Source organism: Pseudarthrobacter sp. CCNWLW207 (assembly GCF_037203945.1).
In the GTDB taxonomy this organism is placed as follows: domain Bacteria; phylum Actinomycetota; class Actinomycetes; order Actinomycetales; family Micrococcaceae; genus Arthrobacter.
Genome location: NZ_JBBCBS010000005.1, coordinates 96499 through 111779, shown reverse-complemented (window position 1 = coordinate 111779; position 15281 = coordinate 96499). Strand labels below are relative to the sequence as shown.

Here is a 15281-nt window from a genome sequence, read left to right as displayed (position 1 = left end):
GATGGTCAGCCCGCAACAGCGGCAAGGTCCTGAAGGTGCCCCGCCAACGCCTGGTGGGTGCCGTCAATGGCGTCGGCAACGACGTCAGCGAGTCTGTCGCCGCGTTTTACTGCCTGCCGCTGGCGGGTGGCACCTGTGCCCTGACTGGAAATCCTTGCCAGCGAATCTGCAACAAAGTCGGTGTCCCCGGCGTCGTCCAAGGCATCCCGGACATGGTTAAGGAACGCTGCAACGACGGTTCCTGCCGTGTCGGGGCGGTGTGTCAAGGGGTGGAGCAGCTCGGCGTGCACGCCTGACCGGCTTGCCCGCCAGGCCCCTTGGCGCAGGATTGCTGCGGGGACCCGGTCCGGCTGCAGGCCGGACTCCCACTCACGGGCGCCGGTTTCAACCAGGGCCCGCACCAGGGCGGCGATAAGGACGGCGTCCCTGGAGTCAAGGCAGACGTCGGCCACCCGGACCTCTACCGTGGGGTGGTTGGCGGAGAGGCGCGCGTCGAAATCCGGGCTGTTAACGACGCCGGTGCCGGCGAGGTCCGCTACCAGGGAATGGTAGGCCGAAGCAGATCCGAAGACTTCTGTGGGCCCGGCAGACGACCACCGGTTCCACGCCTGGGTCCGGAAGCTGGCATATCCGCTGTCTGTGCCGTTCCAGAAAGGTGAATTGGAGCTCAACGCTGTCAGGGTCGGCAGCCATGACCTGCTCCGGTCAAGGATCGCGACGCCCTCCTCATCGGAGTCGACGGAAACGTGGACGTGCAATCCGCAGGTCAGCTGCTCCCGGGCCGTGAGGGCAAATTTTTCCTGCAGCGAGTCGTAGCGCTCCGTTCGGGTCGCGTGGGGCGTCACCGCCAGCGGCGAGGTGCCCAGTGCCGCGATTCGCGCGCCCGCCATCCGGGCCAATGAATCGGCGTAGGTCCTGCCCGCCCGGATCTCGGCGGCCAGTGCCTCCAGGCTGCTGTGCGGGCGGGTGATGACTTCGAGCTGTTCCTGCTGGAGCTCCGCGGACAGTGTTGGCAGGCGCAAAGCGTCGCCGTCGATCTGAACGCCCGGATCGTGCAGACGCAACAGTTCGCCGGCCAACGGCAGGGGGACACCGCTGTCGGGGTCCACGATCAGGAATTCTTCTTCGACACCAAAAGTACGCACCGGCTAAGTGTGGGGGACGAAAGCGAACGTAAAGCGCCAAGGCTTGTCCTGCCTGCCCTCAGAGATGACATCCAAGTGGCCGGGAGGGGTGGCGGGCCGGATTTTGTCCGCGGAGCCGGACCCGGGCCGCAGCCAAAATACGGATAATGGCTATCCTGACGGACATGGACATGATGGGTTTCAGCGCCGGCCAGGGATGGCCGGCGGGTCCGCTGGTGCTGGGAGTCCCGTGGCAGCCGGCGGAGCATCTGATCAGCACGGCCGCAAACGTGGCAGTGAGTCTGGACCGGCACCTGATCTGTGCGTTCGTCGATCCGGCGAGCTACCTGACCGAGTGGGGCCCGGAGGGCTCCCGGACGGCAGACTCCCTGGACCCGGCAGCCGATGATGAGTCGCCGTTCCCCCCGGGGGACGTTCAGCGCCGGATCGAAGCCATCCTCGGACCACCGGGTGAACAATGGACTTTCCGTCCCCTGCACGGCGACGTTCCGCAGGCACTTGGACGGTTGGCAGAGAACGCGGGTGCGTCCTTAATCATCGTGGGCGGACCCAGGACCGGTGTCCTGGCCCGGATAGATAGGCTGCTCGAAGGGTCCGTTTCGTCCTCCCTCGCACGGACCCAGCGCCGGCCAGTCCTGGTTGTGCCCGGATCCTGAAGGGACGTCGGCAAGCCCCGAGGGGTAGCACTTGGCGTCACCAGTGCTACCCCTCTGGCTGCGTTGAAGACAGGGCCAGAAGCCCCGATTACTTCTCGTGGCAGCGGATTCCTACCTGCTTAGGGGCGGGCTTCGAACACGAAAAGTTCGGTTCCAGCGACTTCCTCGCCGTCGTCGGGGGCGGCGAACAGGCGCAGCACGCCGCCGTCAGACTCCAGGGCAACCGGGTTACGGGTCATCGAGTGGCCGGCGGTGGAGAACTTCTGGAAGGGGACCTCGTGGACGATCGTTCCGTCTGCGAGGTCGGTCAGGGCGAGGCCGCCGAGCTCGAACGGCTTTCCGTCGGCAGTTTTGAGGCCGGTAACGCCCGAGCAGAGTTGGTGCCCGGCGCCGGCGTACTCGCAGTCCTGGTAGTCGATGAAATGGCTGGGGTTGGCCTGCGTGCCCAGGAGGCTGCCTTGACTGTTCCAGGTGAACAGCTTGCGGGAACCCCAGCTGACGCCGCTAATTCGGTGGGTCTTGCGGTCGGCGACGACACCGCCAACGGGGGAGACGCCGTCGGGCATTCGCATTGACGAGGTGGGGGTGCTGGGGCTGCACGTGATGGAGGACGGGCGGACCGTGCGGTTGTGGTGACCGAGAAGGAACTTGGTCGGGGACCGAGCCCGCCCGCCCTGGCTGACCTCGGCACGGCGCTGAGGGGGTCTATGACACGGACTTCGGAGGCGATGTGGACGGCGACGGCCGTCACAAAGCTGACGGACGCTTTGAGGTGCAGCGGCCGACACGCCGCTGTCCGCATCAAGTGAAGTAGCGCAGCCAGACGTAGAACCAGGCCCTGAGCGTGCTGAGCACGGTGCCGGTGCGGAATCCCAAGATCCCGGCCTGGCATGACCGCACCCAGGACACGTGTCAGCCGGCGTGACCGGGCATCGACAGCGGAGCCGACAACCGTGTCGGTCTCTTCGACGAGAGTGTAGGGCGTGCCGTTAGAGCGCTCGATGATATTGCCGCGGCCACTGAGCCTTGGAGCCGTCCCCGAGGAGGCGCAGCGCGAAGTAGGGGTCGCGCAGGAGCGCTCTGCCTACCATTACCGCGTCAACCGTCGATTGTTCAAGGACTGTCCCCACGAGCGCTGGGTCCGACAACTGCCCCACGGGGGCCACCGGAACTCCGCTCTCTGCCCGCAACGTCTGGGCGAACTCCACATTCAGCGCTTGACGATTGGGTGGGGGTGCGTCAATGGAGAGTGCCCCTGAGGTCACATCCAGGAGATCGATGCCCGCCGCTGCGAGGCTCCGGGCGAAAACGCTGGCTTCGTCCAGGGTGATACCGCCGTCGATCCAATCGGTCGCGGTCATGCGGACGAACACAGGCTTATGCTGCGGGAACGTGTCCCGAACGGCCCGGGCGACCCGCAACGGCAGCCGCATCCGGTTTTCCATGGATCCGCCATAATCGTCCACGCGGTGGTTGGAGATGGGCGAGAGGAACTGATGGAGCAGGTACCCATGCGCCGCATGGATTTCGACGACGTCATAGCCCGCCTCGTGAGCGTTCGAGGCGGCATGGGCGAAGTCCTCCACCACCTCGTCAATGTCTCTTACGGTCATCTCCGCCGGCACCATGAGGTTCCCAAACCGCTTCGCCGATGGTGCCATGGGAGTCCAGCCACCTTCATCCATGGCGATGGGACTATTCTGGCCTCCGCCGAGCCACGGCACTTGGTGGGAACTCTTCCGACCCGCGCTCTGGAGCTGGATGGCGGCCACGGCACCGGCGCCCCGGATATCTGCCGAAAGCTTGAAGTGCGCCTCCACTTGCTGCCCGTTCCAGATGCCCAGGTCGCCGGCCGTCGTCCGATGACGTGGACCAATTGCCGTGGATTCCACCATTACGATTCCCGAGCCCCCAATGGCCCTGGAAATGTAGTGCACCATGTGCCAGTTCGTTGGCACGCCATCTCGCCCGGCCGAATACTGGCACATTGGCGACATCCATATCCTGTTCGGGATCTCAAGGCCGCGAATTGTGAGCGGCCGGGCCACTTTTCCACGATCCACCTAGGCGACCGCCGCATCCAGAGCGCTCCGGTGGACCTCCGGCGGGTCGTGCAGGACCGCCGGCGCGTCATGCAGGACGGCGAGCAGCCCGCTGGCCAGGCAGGTGCGCTCCAACATGCCATCCACGCTGATCCACTCGTTCCTCGCGTGGGCACCGTCGCCGACCGCGCCGAGGCCGTCCAGGACCGGCAGGCCCAGTGCTGCCGCGAAGTTTCCGTCGCTGGCGCCGCCCACGGAAGTCTCAGTTAGCTCGAAGCCCAATTCCTTGGCAACGGATTCAGCAGCAGCGAACAAGCGTGCTGTCTGCGCCGAGCGCGTCATAACGGGCCGGTTCCACTCACCGCTCACGGTCAACGTGGCTGCTTGGTGGCGCGTCTTGAGTGTGTCCAGGACTCTGCTGATCCGCCGCGCCTCGGCGTCGGAGGAGACCCGTATGTCGAGGTTTGCCCGCGCTGACCCGGCTGTGACGTTGGTGCGGGTGCCTCCATGCACGAGCCCCACGTTTACCGTGGTTCCCTTCCCTAGGTCTGTCTCGGCATGGAGTTGGAGGATCAGGCGGGCTATTTCGTCGATGGCGCTTGCGCCGGCCTCGGGGTCAAGTCCGGCATGGGCCTCCCGTCCATTCACTGTGACCTGGAAGATGCCTACTCCCTTTCGGGCTGTCTTCAATGCTCCTCCGGCGCTGGCCTCGAAGACCAGGACGGCGTTACCGCGAAGGGCTTCTTCCTCAATAACGGGCCGGGATGCCGGGCTGCCTATTTCTTCGTCGCCGTTGAGCACAAGGCGCACGTTGGGGCGGGGAAGCCCTAGGTCTTTCGATGCCTTGAGCGCCCAGACGAGCTGGACCAGCCCGCCCTTCATGTCGAAAGCGCCCGGCCCGGAAAAGCGGTCTCCGTCCACGGTCGGGAGCCAAGACCGGAGGGTGCCGGCGGGCCACACGGTGTCGTAGTGGCACAAGGCGGTGATCCAGGTTTTCGATCCGCTGTCCGAGGGATAATCCAGCACGAGAGTGTCGCCCCATTCGCCGCCGTCGACGATTCTGCGGGTGGAGGGCATGCCTAGGCGGCTGTGCAGCCAATCCTCGATCCACGCCAAACCTGAGACGAGTAGGGGTTTGTCGTCGGACGGAGTTTCCTGCGAAACGTAAGCCATCAGGTCATCTACTATGTGGGAGCGCCGCTGCCCGATCCAGGCCGTGAGGTCCTTGAGGGGGCTCATGCTGCCGACTCCTTTTTTCCAGCGGCATTGACGGCTGCGGTGGCTTCGCGGTCGAGGTGTGCGAGATGCTCCTCGTCCATCGCAATGGCTCCGGTCTCTAGCTTGCGGATCACGGCGACCAAATCCTCGATGAGGGGAAGCTTCAGTCCGTGCCGCGCAGCGACGTCGATGACCGGTTCGTATTGCGTTGGCACCTCTGTGGTGCGATGCCGTACAGCAATGTCCCGCCAGATCCCGGACCGGGTTTTGGTCTGGGTGGAGAGCCACTTGACGAGGTCATCAATGGCCTCGGCGTTTTTCGCTGGGTCGGCGGCACGGAGGAAACGTGCCGGGTCGAAGGCATCGAAAGCCTCAAGCCGGATGCCCTCGGCGGAAGCAACATCGAACACCTCGGCGGCAAGCTCATTCATCGCAGGGCGGTGCCGGTCGATGAGTTCGCTCATGTCCGCGTCGGCCAGGGCAGTTGCCGTGAGCATTGCGCCAAAGCCCAGCTTGGACCACAGGAACCCGGGAACGTTATCTGTGACCGTCGCGGTTCCCCAGTGGCGCAGGTCTTCGGCGAGCTGCCGCACCCTGTCGCTCACTTTGCCGGCGTATTCGCCCAGCGCCATGGCGCCAATGCCGCCGTCGCTGATGACGCCTGGCTCCAGCACGTCGGCAAAGAGGTCCACGAAGGCGATCACCGTTCGGTCGGCGCCTACGTGCGCGGCGATTGTCGCTTCGTTGAGCCCGTTCTGCATGGAGGCGACATAGCCGTCGCTGCTCAAACGCGGAGCAATCCAGGCCGCTGCCTTGTACGTGGCCTGTGCCTTTACTGCGAGCAATACGCGACCCAGCTGATCGGGGGCTTCATCGGGCGTGTAAGCGGGGACGTGCGCCACCAAGACGCCAGAGGGACCTTTGATTTGCAGGCCGTTCCTTTTGATCGCATCCACATGGCGGGCATCGGCGTCTACGACCTGGACCGGGACGCCCTGGGCGTGGAGGTGTGCTGCCAAGGTGCCGCCGATCGCGCCGGCACCAACTACTGTGTAGGGGTTATTAGTCATGACTTCCTTAGGAATTTCTGATGCCGGCTTCGCTGCCAGCCTGAGGCGCCCAGTGGAGGGGCAAGTTGATGGCGCCGGTGGACGAACCGCCGTCGACGCGCAGGGTCTCGCCGGTGATCCACGCGGCTTCGTCCCCAGCCAGCCAGACCACCGCGCGGGCGATGTCGTCAGGTTCGCCGCGGCGACCTAACGGGTTGCCGGAGACTGCCGCCGCGTACTCTTCCGTGACCGGGTTTGTGCTGCTGTTCACCGTGACGAACCCGGGAGCGACGGCGTTCACACGAATGCCGTACTGGCCCAGTTCCAGGGCCGATGCCTTGGTGGCCATTTCCAGGGCCGCCTTCGAGGTGGAGTATGGTGCCGCTCCTGGGCGGGCGCGGAGCGCCGCCCCGGAGGAAATGTTGACGACGCTCGCGCCCCTACCGGGTTCATTGGCGGTTTGTGATTGGACAACACGCTGTGCCAGCGCCACGGTGGCCAGCAACGGGGCCCGGGTGTTGAGGTTCAGTACTGAGTCCCAGTTCCGGGCGTCCAGCGACAGGAACGGAGTAGCCGGGTAGATCCCCGCCGAGTTGACCAGGACATCCACGGGTGCCGCTGACCAGGCTTCAGTGATCATGTTCTCGGGGCCGTTGGCGGAACCGAGGTCCGCGATCACCGCCCGGGCCGCCTCCGCGCCCGCCTCCTGGCAACCTTCGACCGCGGAGGCGAGCGGAGCGGGATTGATGTCAACCAGGGTCACCTGGTAACCGAGACTCGCGAACCGGACCGCAACCCGGCGTCCGATGCCGCTGCCAGCGCCCGTTACTACGGCGTGGCGGCTCAATCGAGCGCCTTGCCCTTGGTCTCCGGCATAGTCAGGTAGACGGCCACGCCGATCGCGGCAGCGATGGAGCAGTAGACCCAGACCAAGCCACCGTAGCCACTGGTGTTCATCCAGGTGGTGATGTACGGGGCGGTGCCTCCGAACACGGCCACTGCCAGGGCGTAAGGGAGGCCGATGCCTGTGGCGCGAACCTCTGCCGGGAACTGCTCAGCCATGATCACCGCGCAATTGGCTGAGTATCCGAGAAGAAGGATAACCCCGATCACCTCGATGAGCAGAAGCATCCAGAAGTTGCCGTTCAGCAGGGTGAAGGCCGGCCAGGAGAAGAGCAGGAAGCCAGCGGCGAAGGCCGTCATGGTGGGTTTGCGGCCGATCTTGTCCGAGAGGAGGCCCGCGAAAGGCAACAGGATCAGGAACAGCCCGACGGCGATGAAGTTGGCAATCAGGGCCTGGCTGAGTGGGATGCCGGTCGCCACTGCAGCGTACGTCGGCATGTAGGACACCCACATGTAGTAGAGGAGCGTGCCAGCGATGGTGATGCCGAATACGCGGAGTGTGGATCCCGGGTGCTTCACGAACATGGTGAAGACGGAGTTGCGGCGCTTCTCGCCGGAAGCCTCCGTGCGTGCCTTGGCGTTGACAAACGAGTCGGTTTCCTCCACGGAGGAACGTAGCCAGAGCCCTACAAGGCCCAGAAGTGCGGCGACGATGAAGGCCAGGCGCCAGCCCCAGCTGTCCAACGCTTCCTTGGACATGGTTGAGGTGATGATGGCGCCCATGCCGGAGGCCAGGAGGACGCCGGCGCCGACGGAGACCTGCTGCCACGAACCTGCGAAAGCACGGCGGCGCGGAGCGGCGGATTCCACGAGGAAAGCCGATGAGGATCCGAACTCACCGCCGGCCGAGAAGCCCTGGACCATGCGGGCCACCACCAGGATGATCGGCGACAGCAGCCCAACGGTCTCGTACGTGGGTGCGAAGCCGATGACGGCGGTCGCCCCGGCCATCAGGCCAATAGTGAGAACCAGGCCCTTCTTCCGTCCGTGCCGGTCAGCATAGGCTCCCATGATCGCCGCGCCGACTGGCCGCATGACGAACCCGACGGCGAAAATCGCCAGAGTGGCAAGGAGCGCCGCGACGGGGTCGCCCTTTGGGAAGAAATGGTGGGCAAAGACGGAGGAAAAGGTGGTGTAGACGGCCCAGTCAACCCATTCGACGGCATTGCCGATGCCGCCCGCGATGATTGCCTTGCGGCCGCGCGCGGAGAGTTTGGTTTCGTGGGCCGTTTCTGCGGTCACTTGCTGTGTTGTCATGAGTTTGAAGTCCTCGGGCCGGTGATGCGGGATGCAACGTGTGCTGCAAGGTTTTCGTGGGTGGTGATCCAGACGCCGTCGTGGGAGCGGATGTATTCCATCAGCTCTTCCAGCACGATCAGCCGGGACCTGTGCCCGATGATGTGGGGGTGAAGCGTGAGCTGGAAAACGCCGTTTGCCGCGTAGGCAGCATCGAATTCGTCTTTCCAGATCTGGGTAAGTTGCCGGGGAGGCATGTACGGACGAAGGCCTGAGTAGCGGTCCATCATCAAATACGGTGCATCGTCCCGGATCCACTCCACCGGGATCTCGACGATGCCGGTCTGCGAACCTTCCTGGACCAGCTCATATGGTTCGTCATCAGCCATCAGCGACGAGTCATACACGAAGCCGAGCTCCCGAATGACGTTCAGGGTGGAATCTGAGAAATCCCAGGACGGTGTCCTGATGCCCGTGGGCTTGGCCCCGGACTGCTTGTGCAGGACTTCAGTGGCACGGCCCAACAGATCCAGTTCCTGTTCATACGTAAGCTGGGTGTTCCGCTCGTGGATCCATCCGTGCACGCCGACTTCGTGGCCGTTGTCCACATACGTCGGAACTTCGTCCGGACGAAGCAAGGCGCAGACAGCCGGAATATAGAAGGATGCTGGCGCCTCGTAGCGGCGCAGGAGTTCAAGGATCCGTGGCACCGCAACCCGGGCACCGTACTCGCCTTGCGCCATCCGCCCCGGTGAGGTCTCGCCGTCGCGCAGTGACGGTGTCTCGTGGTCGGAATCAAAGGACAACAGGACGGCTACGTTGGCTCCGTCCGTCCAGCGCATGGCCGGGTCGGGATGAAGGAGGGACTGGCCCGCGCGGATCTTGTTCACATGACCGCGCCATTGCGGTTCAGGCCATTCCCACGGCTGTGAATTGTTCATTGTGTTGGGCTCTCTTTCGATGGTAGCGCTGCATCGGATCTCCCGGGCCGTTTCTCCTTCTTCGGAGACCGAGGCCTGCTTGTCGACTGTGACGCAACTCTCATGTCTTCAAGACTAGGCTAAATCGTGCATCAAGACAAGGTCCTGTGGGAAAATCATTCAGAAAACGCGGGTCTTGTGGTTTTTGCGTCTCCCGTAGAGGGTCTCAGCGAGGTATTCTGGAGCTACTATGACGGTGGATCAGATAACAGAGCAGGCAATGGCCAAGGCAGCACAGAACTCTGTGGTGGCCGGAAACTCACGCATGGACGAGACGGACCACGACATCATCGCCGCGCTCCAGATCGCTCCGCGGGTTCCGGCTAACGCCCTCGGCGAGATACTGGGTGTACCCTCCAGCACCATCACTCGCAGGCTCAAACGGCTTCAGGACGAACGCCTCATGAAGGTCGTTGGCCGGTACGCCTGGCCGCTGGTCCTCTCCGGCAACCCGCAGCAACTGTGGATTTGCTGCCATCCGGGACAGGCTTTGGAAGTTGCCGAACAGCTCAAGGCCTTTCCGGAGATCCAATTCATCATGACCACGTCCGGGAGCAGCGACGTCTATGCAGAACTCTTCCCGCTCCTCGGAACGAATCTCAATGATTTGATCAGCCGCAGGATCCCATCCCTGGCCGGGATCTCGTCCGTTGAGACCCAACTGGTGCTGGACTCAAGGCGCGTTGCACTATCCTGGCGTCTCCAGCGACTGAACTCACAGCAGAAGGATGCCCTCGCAACGCACGTTGTGCCGGTAAACCAGCCGCCGCTCCGATCCACGGAAGACATGACCGACCTCGAATTCCGCACCATGGGCGAGTTGGGACGCAACGCCCGCGCCTCCGCGGCTGAGATCGCCCGGACCCTGAATGTGGGCAGCTCCACGGCATATCGGGCCATTCAGACGTTGTTGAGCACCGGAGCGATTTCACCCCGCGTAGAAGTGGAGCCGGGCGCCGTCGGGTTCCCGCTGGCGGCGATCGTCTCCCTGCATATTAAGCCCAAGGCAATCGGAGCCGTGCTGGATACCCTCGCAGCACACCCCTCCGCCCGCATGGTCTCGATGGTGACGGGCAAGGCGCCGGTAATGTTCCATGGCGTCTTCACTGGACCACAGCAGTTTGCCGAGTTCCTCACCCAAGACGTGGGCGCCCTGCCTGGCATCCAGGCCATGGATACGTGTGTCAGCCACCGGATCCTGCGACGCTACTGGATGGACAGGGATGGAGTCCGCATCGGTGAACAGGTGGAGGGACTGCTGAGACGGTAGAGCTGCCCGGCCGGGGCAGAGCAGAACCACGACGGCGACGGGCTCCCGCCGTCGCCGTCTTCCCTTAATGACCGCCTACATCGTGAACACCTCCCGGGATCAGGACGTCAAGGTGGTGGCGGTGTCGGCCAGCGCAGCAGGACGAGCAGATAGTCGACGAACTTTCCGACGGCGCGGTCACGCTTATCGCGCCCGTCGTTGCTGGACTTTGTGCTTCGCTAGATGAAAATCCATCGAGGCAGTTGCCCGCCCGCCGCCTCAGCGACCTGAACTTTAGCGTTCCTCGGTTCTAGGCCTAGTGATCGAGGATTCGCGCCTTGGGCAAGCCGGCAAGTCTGTCCAGTGCGCCCTGCCGTTGAATCGGTCAAGGGTAGTCTCCTTGACTGTGACCGGTCTGCGATCCGGATTTGGGGCCGAGCCGTGTCTGCGACTTTGAAGTCCGGGACCGACTGCCGGGGAATCTTATCCGGAAAGCTCCTGGTGCAGAACAGCGACTGCGGCGCTTCCCTGGCGGGGGCGGCAATCGTGTCGTGGAAGTCGCACCGCTTAGTGTCTCGCTGCCTTGTCTATCACGCGGCTGTTGCTAATACTGTCCGCGATCAGTGGGGCGACACCGCTCAAAAGTGGGACATGACCTCGCCGATAGTTTGAACGCGGTTTAGGCGCTAGGGCTTCAGTGACTCGCGCAGTTGTTGCAGGGCGACATGAACGTGGGTCTCGGATTGATTGATCTCCCTTACATTCATCCCGGTGAACTCTTTCACTGCACGGCGCATGCTTTGCATGTTGGTGAATCCGCACGCTGCTGCAATTTCTGCGTAGGTTGTCTTTTGGGCGGCGGCCTGCAGGAGTAGCTCCAGCGCTCGGCGCGTTCTCAAAGCGCGTATGCGCTCACCCAGGTGGAGTTCTTCGTTCTCGAAAAAGTAGAACAGGGAGCGACGGGAGAGGTTGAACCTTTCAGCGACCATTGCCACATCCAGATTGGGGTCGCCATAACTGGCTTCAAGGTATTTCTTCACGGCCCGGCTTATGGCCGGTTTCTGCAGCTCATCGCTGACCGGCGTTTCGAGCAGGGAGCCTACCAGGGTTGCCATCACGGATCGGAGGATGTCCGCCGTACCCGATGCTGCGCGGTCGATGCCCGGCCGTTTCCAACTCATCAGCGCAGGGATCACGAAAGTGCCCACAATTGGGTGTTTTGCGAGGTCAGGCACTCGAAGTAGGGAGCGCAGTTCAGCCTCGCTCACTTTTAGGCTGCTGCGGTCGATGTTAAGCTGCAAGGCGTGAAAACCTTCGGGCGCATCAAAACTTCCGCCCAGCGCGGTATCGATGAACCTGACGGAGCCCGGTGATACTGGCTCAGGAACACCGTTGAGAGTGAGCGTTAGCCCCGGGGCCTTGCGAAAGTAGGCCAGGCGCAGGTCTGTGGCGTCGGGATTCGGCGCCCACGAGCCCAATGCGGGGGCGTTGTGCATTTCTATGAGGCTGAAGCCCTGCCCGGCGAGATTAATGGCTGAAGGATTGAAGGACACAGGAGTCTTACGTACGGCTTTTTCCAAACGCATTGGGGTTTCGACGGCGCTGCCGTACCACACCCGCCAATGTTCGAACCTTTGTTCGGGGTTCAGCCCCTCCTGCACGGCATATCGTCGCAGACGGCCGCTGTCCCCGTGACCAGATTGAGGCATGCCATCCTCCTTCACCAGCTGAACCATTATGGCGGACTTGCGAGTTGCCGCGGCGACTGTGGAAGCGGTTGCGGTGGCTCATAAGGCTGGCCGAAAGGGCCCTCAGCTGTTAGGGGTAGTCTACTTCTCTAACCCTTTGATTGGGGCGTTGATGAGTTGGTAGCGGCACCCAGTCGACGAGTAGCGCTACCGCCTGCGCTTGGGAGGGCATGCCCTGTAACACGGTGGATGCGGGGGAGAAATGACCCAATCCTCGCCTTGCACTTTGGCGTGGCTGTCTCACGCACCTTCAGTCGGATGCGCGGTCAAGGAAATGTGTCCTGCGATTGTTTGTTCGGCACGTCAGGGAGCGGGTGGGACATCTGGGCGACGTGCTCCACTTTCTGGAGACTGTGAGTATCTTCGTGTCCGCCGGGGTGCAGCTTGATTGAGAGGTCGTTGACTCGGTGAGGGGCGAGGACGTGTTCGACGGCCAAGATGCTGGCCCCAACCACGCCAGCTTCCGGCCCAGTTTCGGATTGGGTGATATTCAAGTGCTGGGTCGCCAGCGGCGTTGAGCGTGCATAGACCGTTTCGCGTATCCCGGCGATCAAATGTTCACCGGACTGTGCAAGCGATCCGCCCACGACAATGAGGGAGGGGTTGATGAAGCTCACGCACATGCTGAGCACTTCTCCAATGTCGCGGCCAGCCTGCCGGACGGCTTGAATCGCAGCCAAATCGCCGGAACGGACGAGCGCGACGACGTCATTTGCGGTGATGGCCTCGAGTCCGTTTTCGCGGAGTCGTGCGGCGACGGCCGGAGCGCCTGCAATGCCTTCCAGGCAGGCAGTCTTGCCACAGCGGCATTGAATTCCTGCCCCTCTGGAAACAGGAATATGGCCGACATCTCCAGCGACTCCTGCCGCGCCTCGCTGCAATATGCCTCCACTGATCACCCCCGAGCCGATACCGGTGGCGATTTTAAAGAAGATCATGTTGTCTTCATTGGGCCAGTGTGTCGCCCGCTCGCTGAGGGCCATGAGATTGACATCGTTATCGACGAGTACGGGTACGTCTAAGGTCTGCCGAACGTAAGCGGGAACATCGAATCCGTCCCATCCCGGCATGCTCGGCGGGCTGATGGGCTTTCCGGTGGAGTGTTCAACAGGACCCGGTAGCCCGATGCCGATAGCGATGATGTCCCTCGCCGGACGCTTCATCGCTTTCAAATGACCCGTCAGGGTCATTGTTAGCCAGTCCAGGACAACTTCCGGTCCGCACGAAATCTCAAGTCGTTCAGTGGTTTCCACGAGTACACTTCCGGACAGGTCCGTGAGAGCCACTGTCGCGTGTGTAGCTCCGACGTCGGCCGCAGCGGCCACTCTGGCACCGGGGTTGAAGGCTAGGCGCGCCGACGGACGGCCTCCCGTGGAAGCCGCATCCGACACGGGGACAACCAGCCCGAGTTTTAGGAGGGGCTCAAGACGAGAACTGATGGCAGCTCGACCCAGGCCCGTTATCCGGGCAAGGTCGACCCTGGTTCGCGGGTGTCCGTCCCGCAGCACGTGCAAAAGTTCGCCGGGGCCGCCATTGTCCATGTCTCTCCATTTCGGGACTCGAAAAAGGGGAATGATGAGACTGAGCTCCTGGCACAACAGGCCCACAGGACCCCGATGGGTCTCCATTTCCACTCAGTGTCAAGGTGCCAACTCGTTCCCGTCCACTCGTCGAGGCCCATAGCATCACAAAGTGCAGCTTCGGTGTGTAAACCGTCCCCAAGTGCGTCAAATGGTGCAGACTTTTGCTGGTTGACTCACAAAAGCCAGGTGGTCCGTGTCACTGTTTCGGCATGGAAAACGACAGAACCACGACAGCCCCTTCGCGCATACGGGCCGGGTTCGTCGGTGCCGGGTTTATGGCGGACGTGCCTAGCCGAGCCGCCCGTGCTGCAGGACGGATGACTCCGCTGGGTAGGTTCCCCACTGCGACGCCGCACTCCCGGGATCATAGTGCAAGAAGCGCCTTCATGTATCTACTGGTTCCGCCCTGAAACGGACTAATCAACCCGTGCGCCAATAAATCGTCGGCCCTTCGTACCGCAGCCAGGGGTTCCGCTGTCCGAATCAGCGAAGCAGCGCCTGGAACTCACCTGCCTACATGTCCTGGCCCCCAGGGGTAATGACCCACAGGACTATGGCATCCCGGCTTCCGTGATTCGCGAAGCCGTGTCCGATCTTAGGATCGACCAGGAGGGCATCGCCGGCGTCTAGGACATACTCGCTGCTGCCGGTACGTACCGTAAGGGTTCCCTCAAGAACGATAATGCATTCTTCGTCACCGTGGTGGGTATACAGTTCTGGGCCCGACGAGCGTCCGGGTACAACGATGGTCTGGTGGATCTGCAGCTTCCGTGCGTCGCGCGGAGTGAGCATGAACTCTGTGCTCCCATCGGCGCGTCTAATGCGCCGCCGATCTTTGGTCCGGACCAGAGGACTGCCAGCGTCAGCCTCAGCGGGGTCGGCAAACAGTGCTCCCATGGGCTCACCGAGGGCCTGACAGATCCGGCGTAGCGACGCCACTGATGGACTCGCCTTGCCGCGTTCGACTTGGGAGAGAAATCCTTCGGACACTCCTGCCTCGGCCGATACCTGTCGGAGCGAGAATCCTTTCCCTCGGCGGATACTGCGAATCCGGCGGCCGAGATCCAGATCGTGGGGCGATTCCTCTGCCTCTCGTGTTTGATTCTCAGACGATTGGCCAGGACCGTTACGGGTGAGCATGAGTGGGTTCCTCAACTGTTGATGGCTGCGCGGCGACAGAGCTACTGGATTTCATTCATCGTCTTGACTGTAGTGGAACTTCAGGATCCTTTCATCCGCTCTACACACCAATGATGAACTTCCCCTGAAGATATACGTTGTCGGCCTGCCGGGAGGGGATCAAGAGTTTGAGGACTTGAGCGCCTCTTCAAGCTACTTCTCAGGTATTACAGCGATCTGGCCGTTCGAGGCTCTTTATGTCATGGTCCGCAGAAAGCCTCAACTGGGCTCTTGCCAAAAACTTAAGTACCAGTATATTCTCTGGATAGAACTTAGGTGTGACTTAAGTCTCA

13 protein-coding genes and 1 pseudogene are annotated in these 15281 nt (G+C 62.6%); 2 read left to right on the top strand and 12 right to left on the bottom strand.

Annotation, left to right across the window (positions count from 1 at the left end; translation table 11 throughout):
- Positions 1-5: 5 nt before the first annotated feature.
- Positions 6-1145 carry a glutamate--cysteine ligase gene (locus tag V9L17_RS10215; protein ID WP_337351342.1) on the bottom strand — a complete coding sequence of 380 codons (1140 nt, stop codon included), beginning with the start codon at positions 1143-1145 and terminating at the stop codon, positions 6-8.
- Between the two features lie 146 nt (positions 1146-1291).
- On the opposite strand from V9L17_RS10215, the gene V9L17_RS10210 reads away from it, so the two are divergent.
- The gene (locus V9L17_RS10210) at positions 1292-1801 is read left to right on the top strand and encodes a universal stress protein (protein ID WP_337351341.1); all 510 of its coding nucleotides are present in this window, start codon (positions 1292-1294) and stop codon (positions 1799-1801) included.
- 119 nt (positions 1802-1920) lie between these two features.
- On the opposite strand, the gene V9L17_RS10205 is transcribed toward V9L17_RS10210, so the two are convergent.
- The 7 genes from V9L17_RS10205 to V9L17_RS10175 all read right to left on the bottom strand — a co-directional run bounded on the left by V9L17_RS10205 (position 1921) and on the right by V9L17_RS10175 (position 9190).
- Positions 1921-2373: a DUF6454 family protein gene (locus V9L17_RS10205; RefSeq protein WP_337351340.1), complete on the bottom strand. Its 453-nt coding sequence runs from the start codon at positions 2371-2373 to the stop codon at positions 1921-1923.
- Between the two features lie 417 nt (positions 2374-2790).
- Positions 2791-3849 carry an NADH:flavin oxidoreductase/NADH oxidase gene (locus tag V9L17_RS10200; RefSeq protein WP_337351339.1) on the bottom strand — a complete coding sequence of 353 codons (1059 nt, stop codon included), beginning with the start codon at positions 3847-3849 and terminating at the stop codon, positions 2791-2793.
- A 15-nt stretch (positions 3850-3864) separates the two neighbouring features.
- Entirely contained in the window at positions 3865-5082 is a 1218-nt protein-coding gene (locus tag V9L17_RS10195) for a M20 family metallopeptidase (protein WP_337351338.1), read from the bottom strand.
- Complete coding sequence (locus tag V9L17_RS10190; protein ID WP_337351337.1) at positions 5079-6131, bottom strand: ketopantoate reductase family protein; 1053 nt, start codon at positions 6129-6131, stop codon at positions 5079-5081. Before V9L17_RS10190 ends, V9L17_RS10195 begins: the two co-directional genes overlap by 4 nt.
- A 7-nt stretch (positions 6132-6138) precedes the next feature.
- Positions 6139-6957 (bottom strand): SDR family NAD(P)-dependent oxidoreductase, encoded by an 819-nt coding sequence (locus V9L17_RS10185; RefSeq protein WP_337351336.1) that lies wholly within the window; start codon positions 6955-6957, stop codon positions 6139-6141.
- Positions 6954-8270 carry an MFS transporter gene (locus V9L17_RS10180; RefSeq protein WP_337351335.1) on the bottom strand — a complete coding sequence of 439 codons (1317 nt, stop codon included), beginning with the start codon at positions 8268-8270 and terminating at the stop codon, positions 6954-6956. Before V9L17_RS10180 ends, V9L17_RS10185 begins: the two co-directional genes overlap by 4 nt.
- Positions 8267-9190: a polysaccharide deacetylase family protein gene (locus V9L17_RS10175; RefSeq protein ID WP_337351334.1), complete on the bottom strand. Its 924-nt coding sequence runs from the start codon at positions 9188-9190 to the stop codon at positions 8267-8269. Before V9L17_RS10175 ends, V9L17_RS10180 begins: the two co-directional genes overlap by 4 nt.
- A 229-nt stretch (positions 9191-9419) precedes the next feature.
- On the opposite strand from V9L17_RS10175, the gene V9L17_RS10170 reads away from it, so the two are divergent.
- On the top strand, positions 9420-10499 hold the full coding sequence (locus V9L17_RS10170; protein WP_337351333.1) for an Lrp/AsnC family transcriptional regulator: 1080 nt from the start codon (positions 9420-9422) through the stop codon (positions 10497-10499).
- Positions 10500-11164: 665 nt separating this feature from the next.
- Here V9L17_RS10170 and V9L17_RS10165 read toward each other — a convergent pair.
- The 4 genes and pseudogenes from V9L17_RS10165 to V9L17_RS21300 form a co-directional block, all read right to left on the bottom strand.
- A complete protein-coding gene (locus V9L17_RS10165; protein ID WP_337351332.1) occupies positions 11165-12187 on the bottom strand; it encodes an AraC family transcriptional regulator in 1023 nt (340 codons plus the stop codon).
- Positions 12188-12492: 305 nt separating this feature from the next.
- A complete protein-coding gene (locus tag V9L17_RS10160) occupies positions 12493-13767 on the bottom strand; it encodes an ROK family transcriptional regulator (RefSeq protein ID WP_337351331.1) in 1275 nt (424 codons plus the stop codon).
- A gap of 555 nt (positions 13768-14322) precedes the next feature.
- A complete protein-coding gene (locus V9L17_RS10155; protein WP_337347148.1) occupies positions 14323-14601 on the bottom strand; it encodes a cupin domain-containing protein in 279 nt (92 codons plus the stop codon).
- 99 nt (positions 14602-14700) lie between these two features.
- A pseudogene (locus V9L17_RS21300) lies at positions 14701-14949 on the bottom strand (helix-turn-helix domain-containing protein); the annotation flags it as partial.
- Positions 14950-15281: the final 332 nt, after the last annotated feature.

Excerpts from the sequence above, each read along its gene's own strand:
- V9L17_RS10210 (WP_337351341.1), top strand. The coding sequence starts at position 1,292 with ATGGCTATCCTGACGGACATGGACATGATGGGTTTCAGCGCCGGCCAG.
- V9L17_RS10205 (WP_337351340.1), bottom strand. The coding sequence starts at position 2,373 with ATGCGAATGCCCGACGGCGTCTCCCCCGTTGGCGGTGTCGTCGCCGAC.
- V9L17_RS10195 (WP_337351338.1), bottom strand. The coding sequence starts at position 5,082 with ATGAGCCCCCTCAAGGACCTCACGGCCTGGATCGGGCAGCGGCGCTCC.
- V9L17_RS10190 (WP_337351337.1), bottom strand. The coding sequence starts at position 6,131 with ATGACTAATAACCCCTACACAGTAGTTGGTGCCGGCGCGATCGGCGGC.
- V9L17_RS10180 (WP_337351335.1), bottom strand. The coding sequence starts at position 8,270 with ATGACAACACAGCAAGTGACCGCAGAAACGGCCCACGAAACCAAACTC.
- V9L17_RS10175 (WP_337351334.1), bottom strand. The coding sequence starts at position 9,190 with ATGAACAATTCACAGCCGTGGGAATGGCCTGAACCGCAATGGCGCGGT.
- V9L17_RS10170 (WP_337351333.1), top strand. The coding sequence starts at position 9,420 with ATGACGGTGGATCAGATAACAGAGCAGGCAATGGCCAAGGCAGCACAG.
- V9L17_RS10165 (WP_337351332.1), bottom strand. The coding sequence starts at position 12,187 with ATGCCTCAATCTGGTCACGGGGACAGCGGCCGTCTGCGACGATATGCC.
- V9L17_RS10160 (WP_337351331.1), bottom strand. The coding sequence starts at position 13,767 with ATGGACAATGGCGGCCCCGGCGAACTTTTGCACGTGCTGCGGGACGGA.
- V9L17_RS10155 (WP_337347148.1), bottom strand. The coding sequence starts at position 14,601 with ATGCTCACTCCGCGCGACGCACGGAAGCTGCAGATCCACCAGACCATC.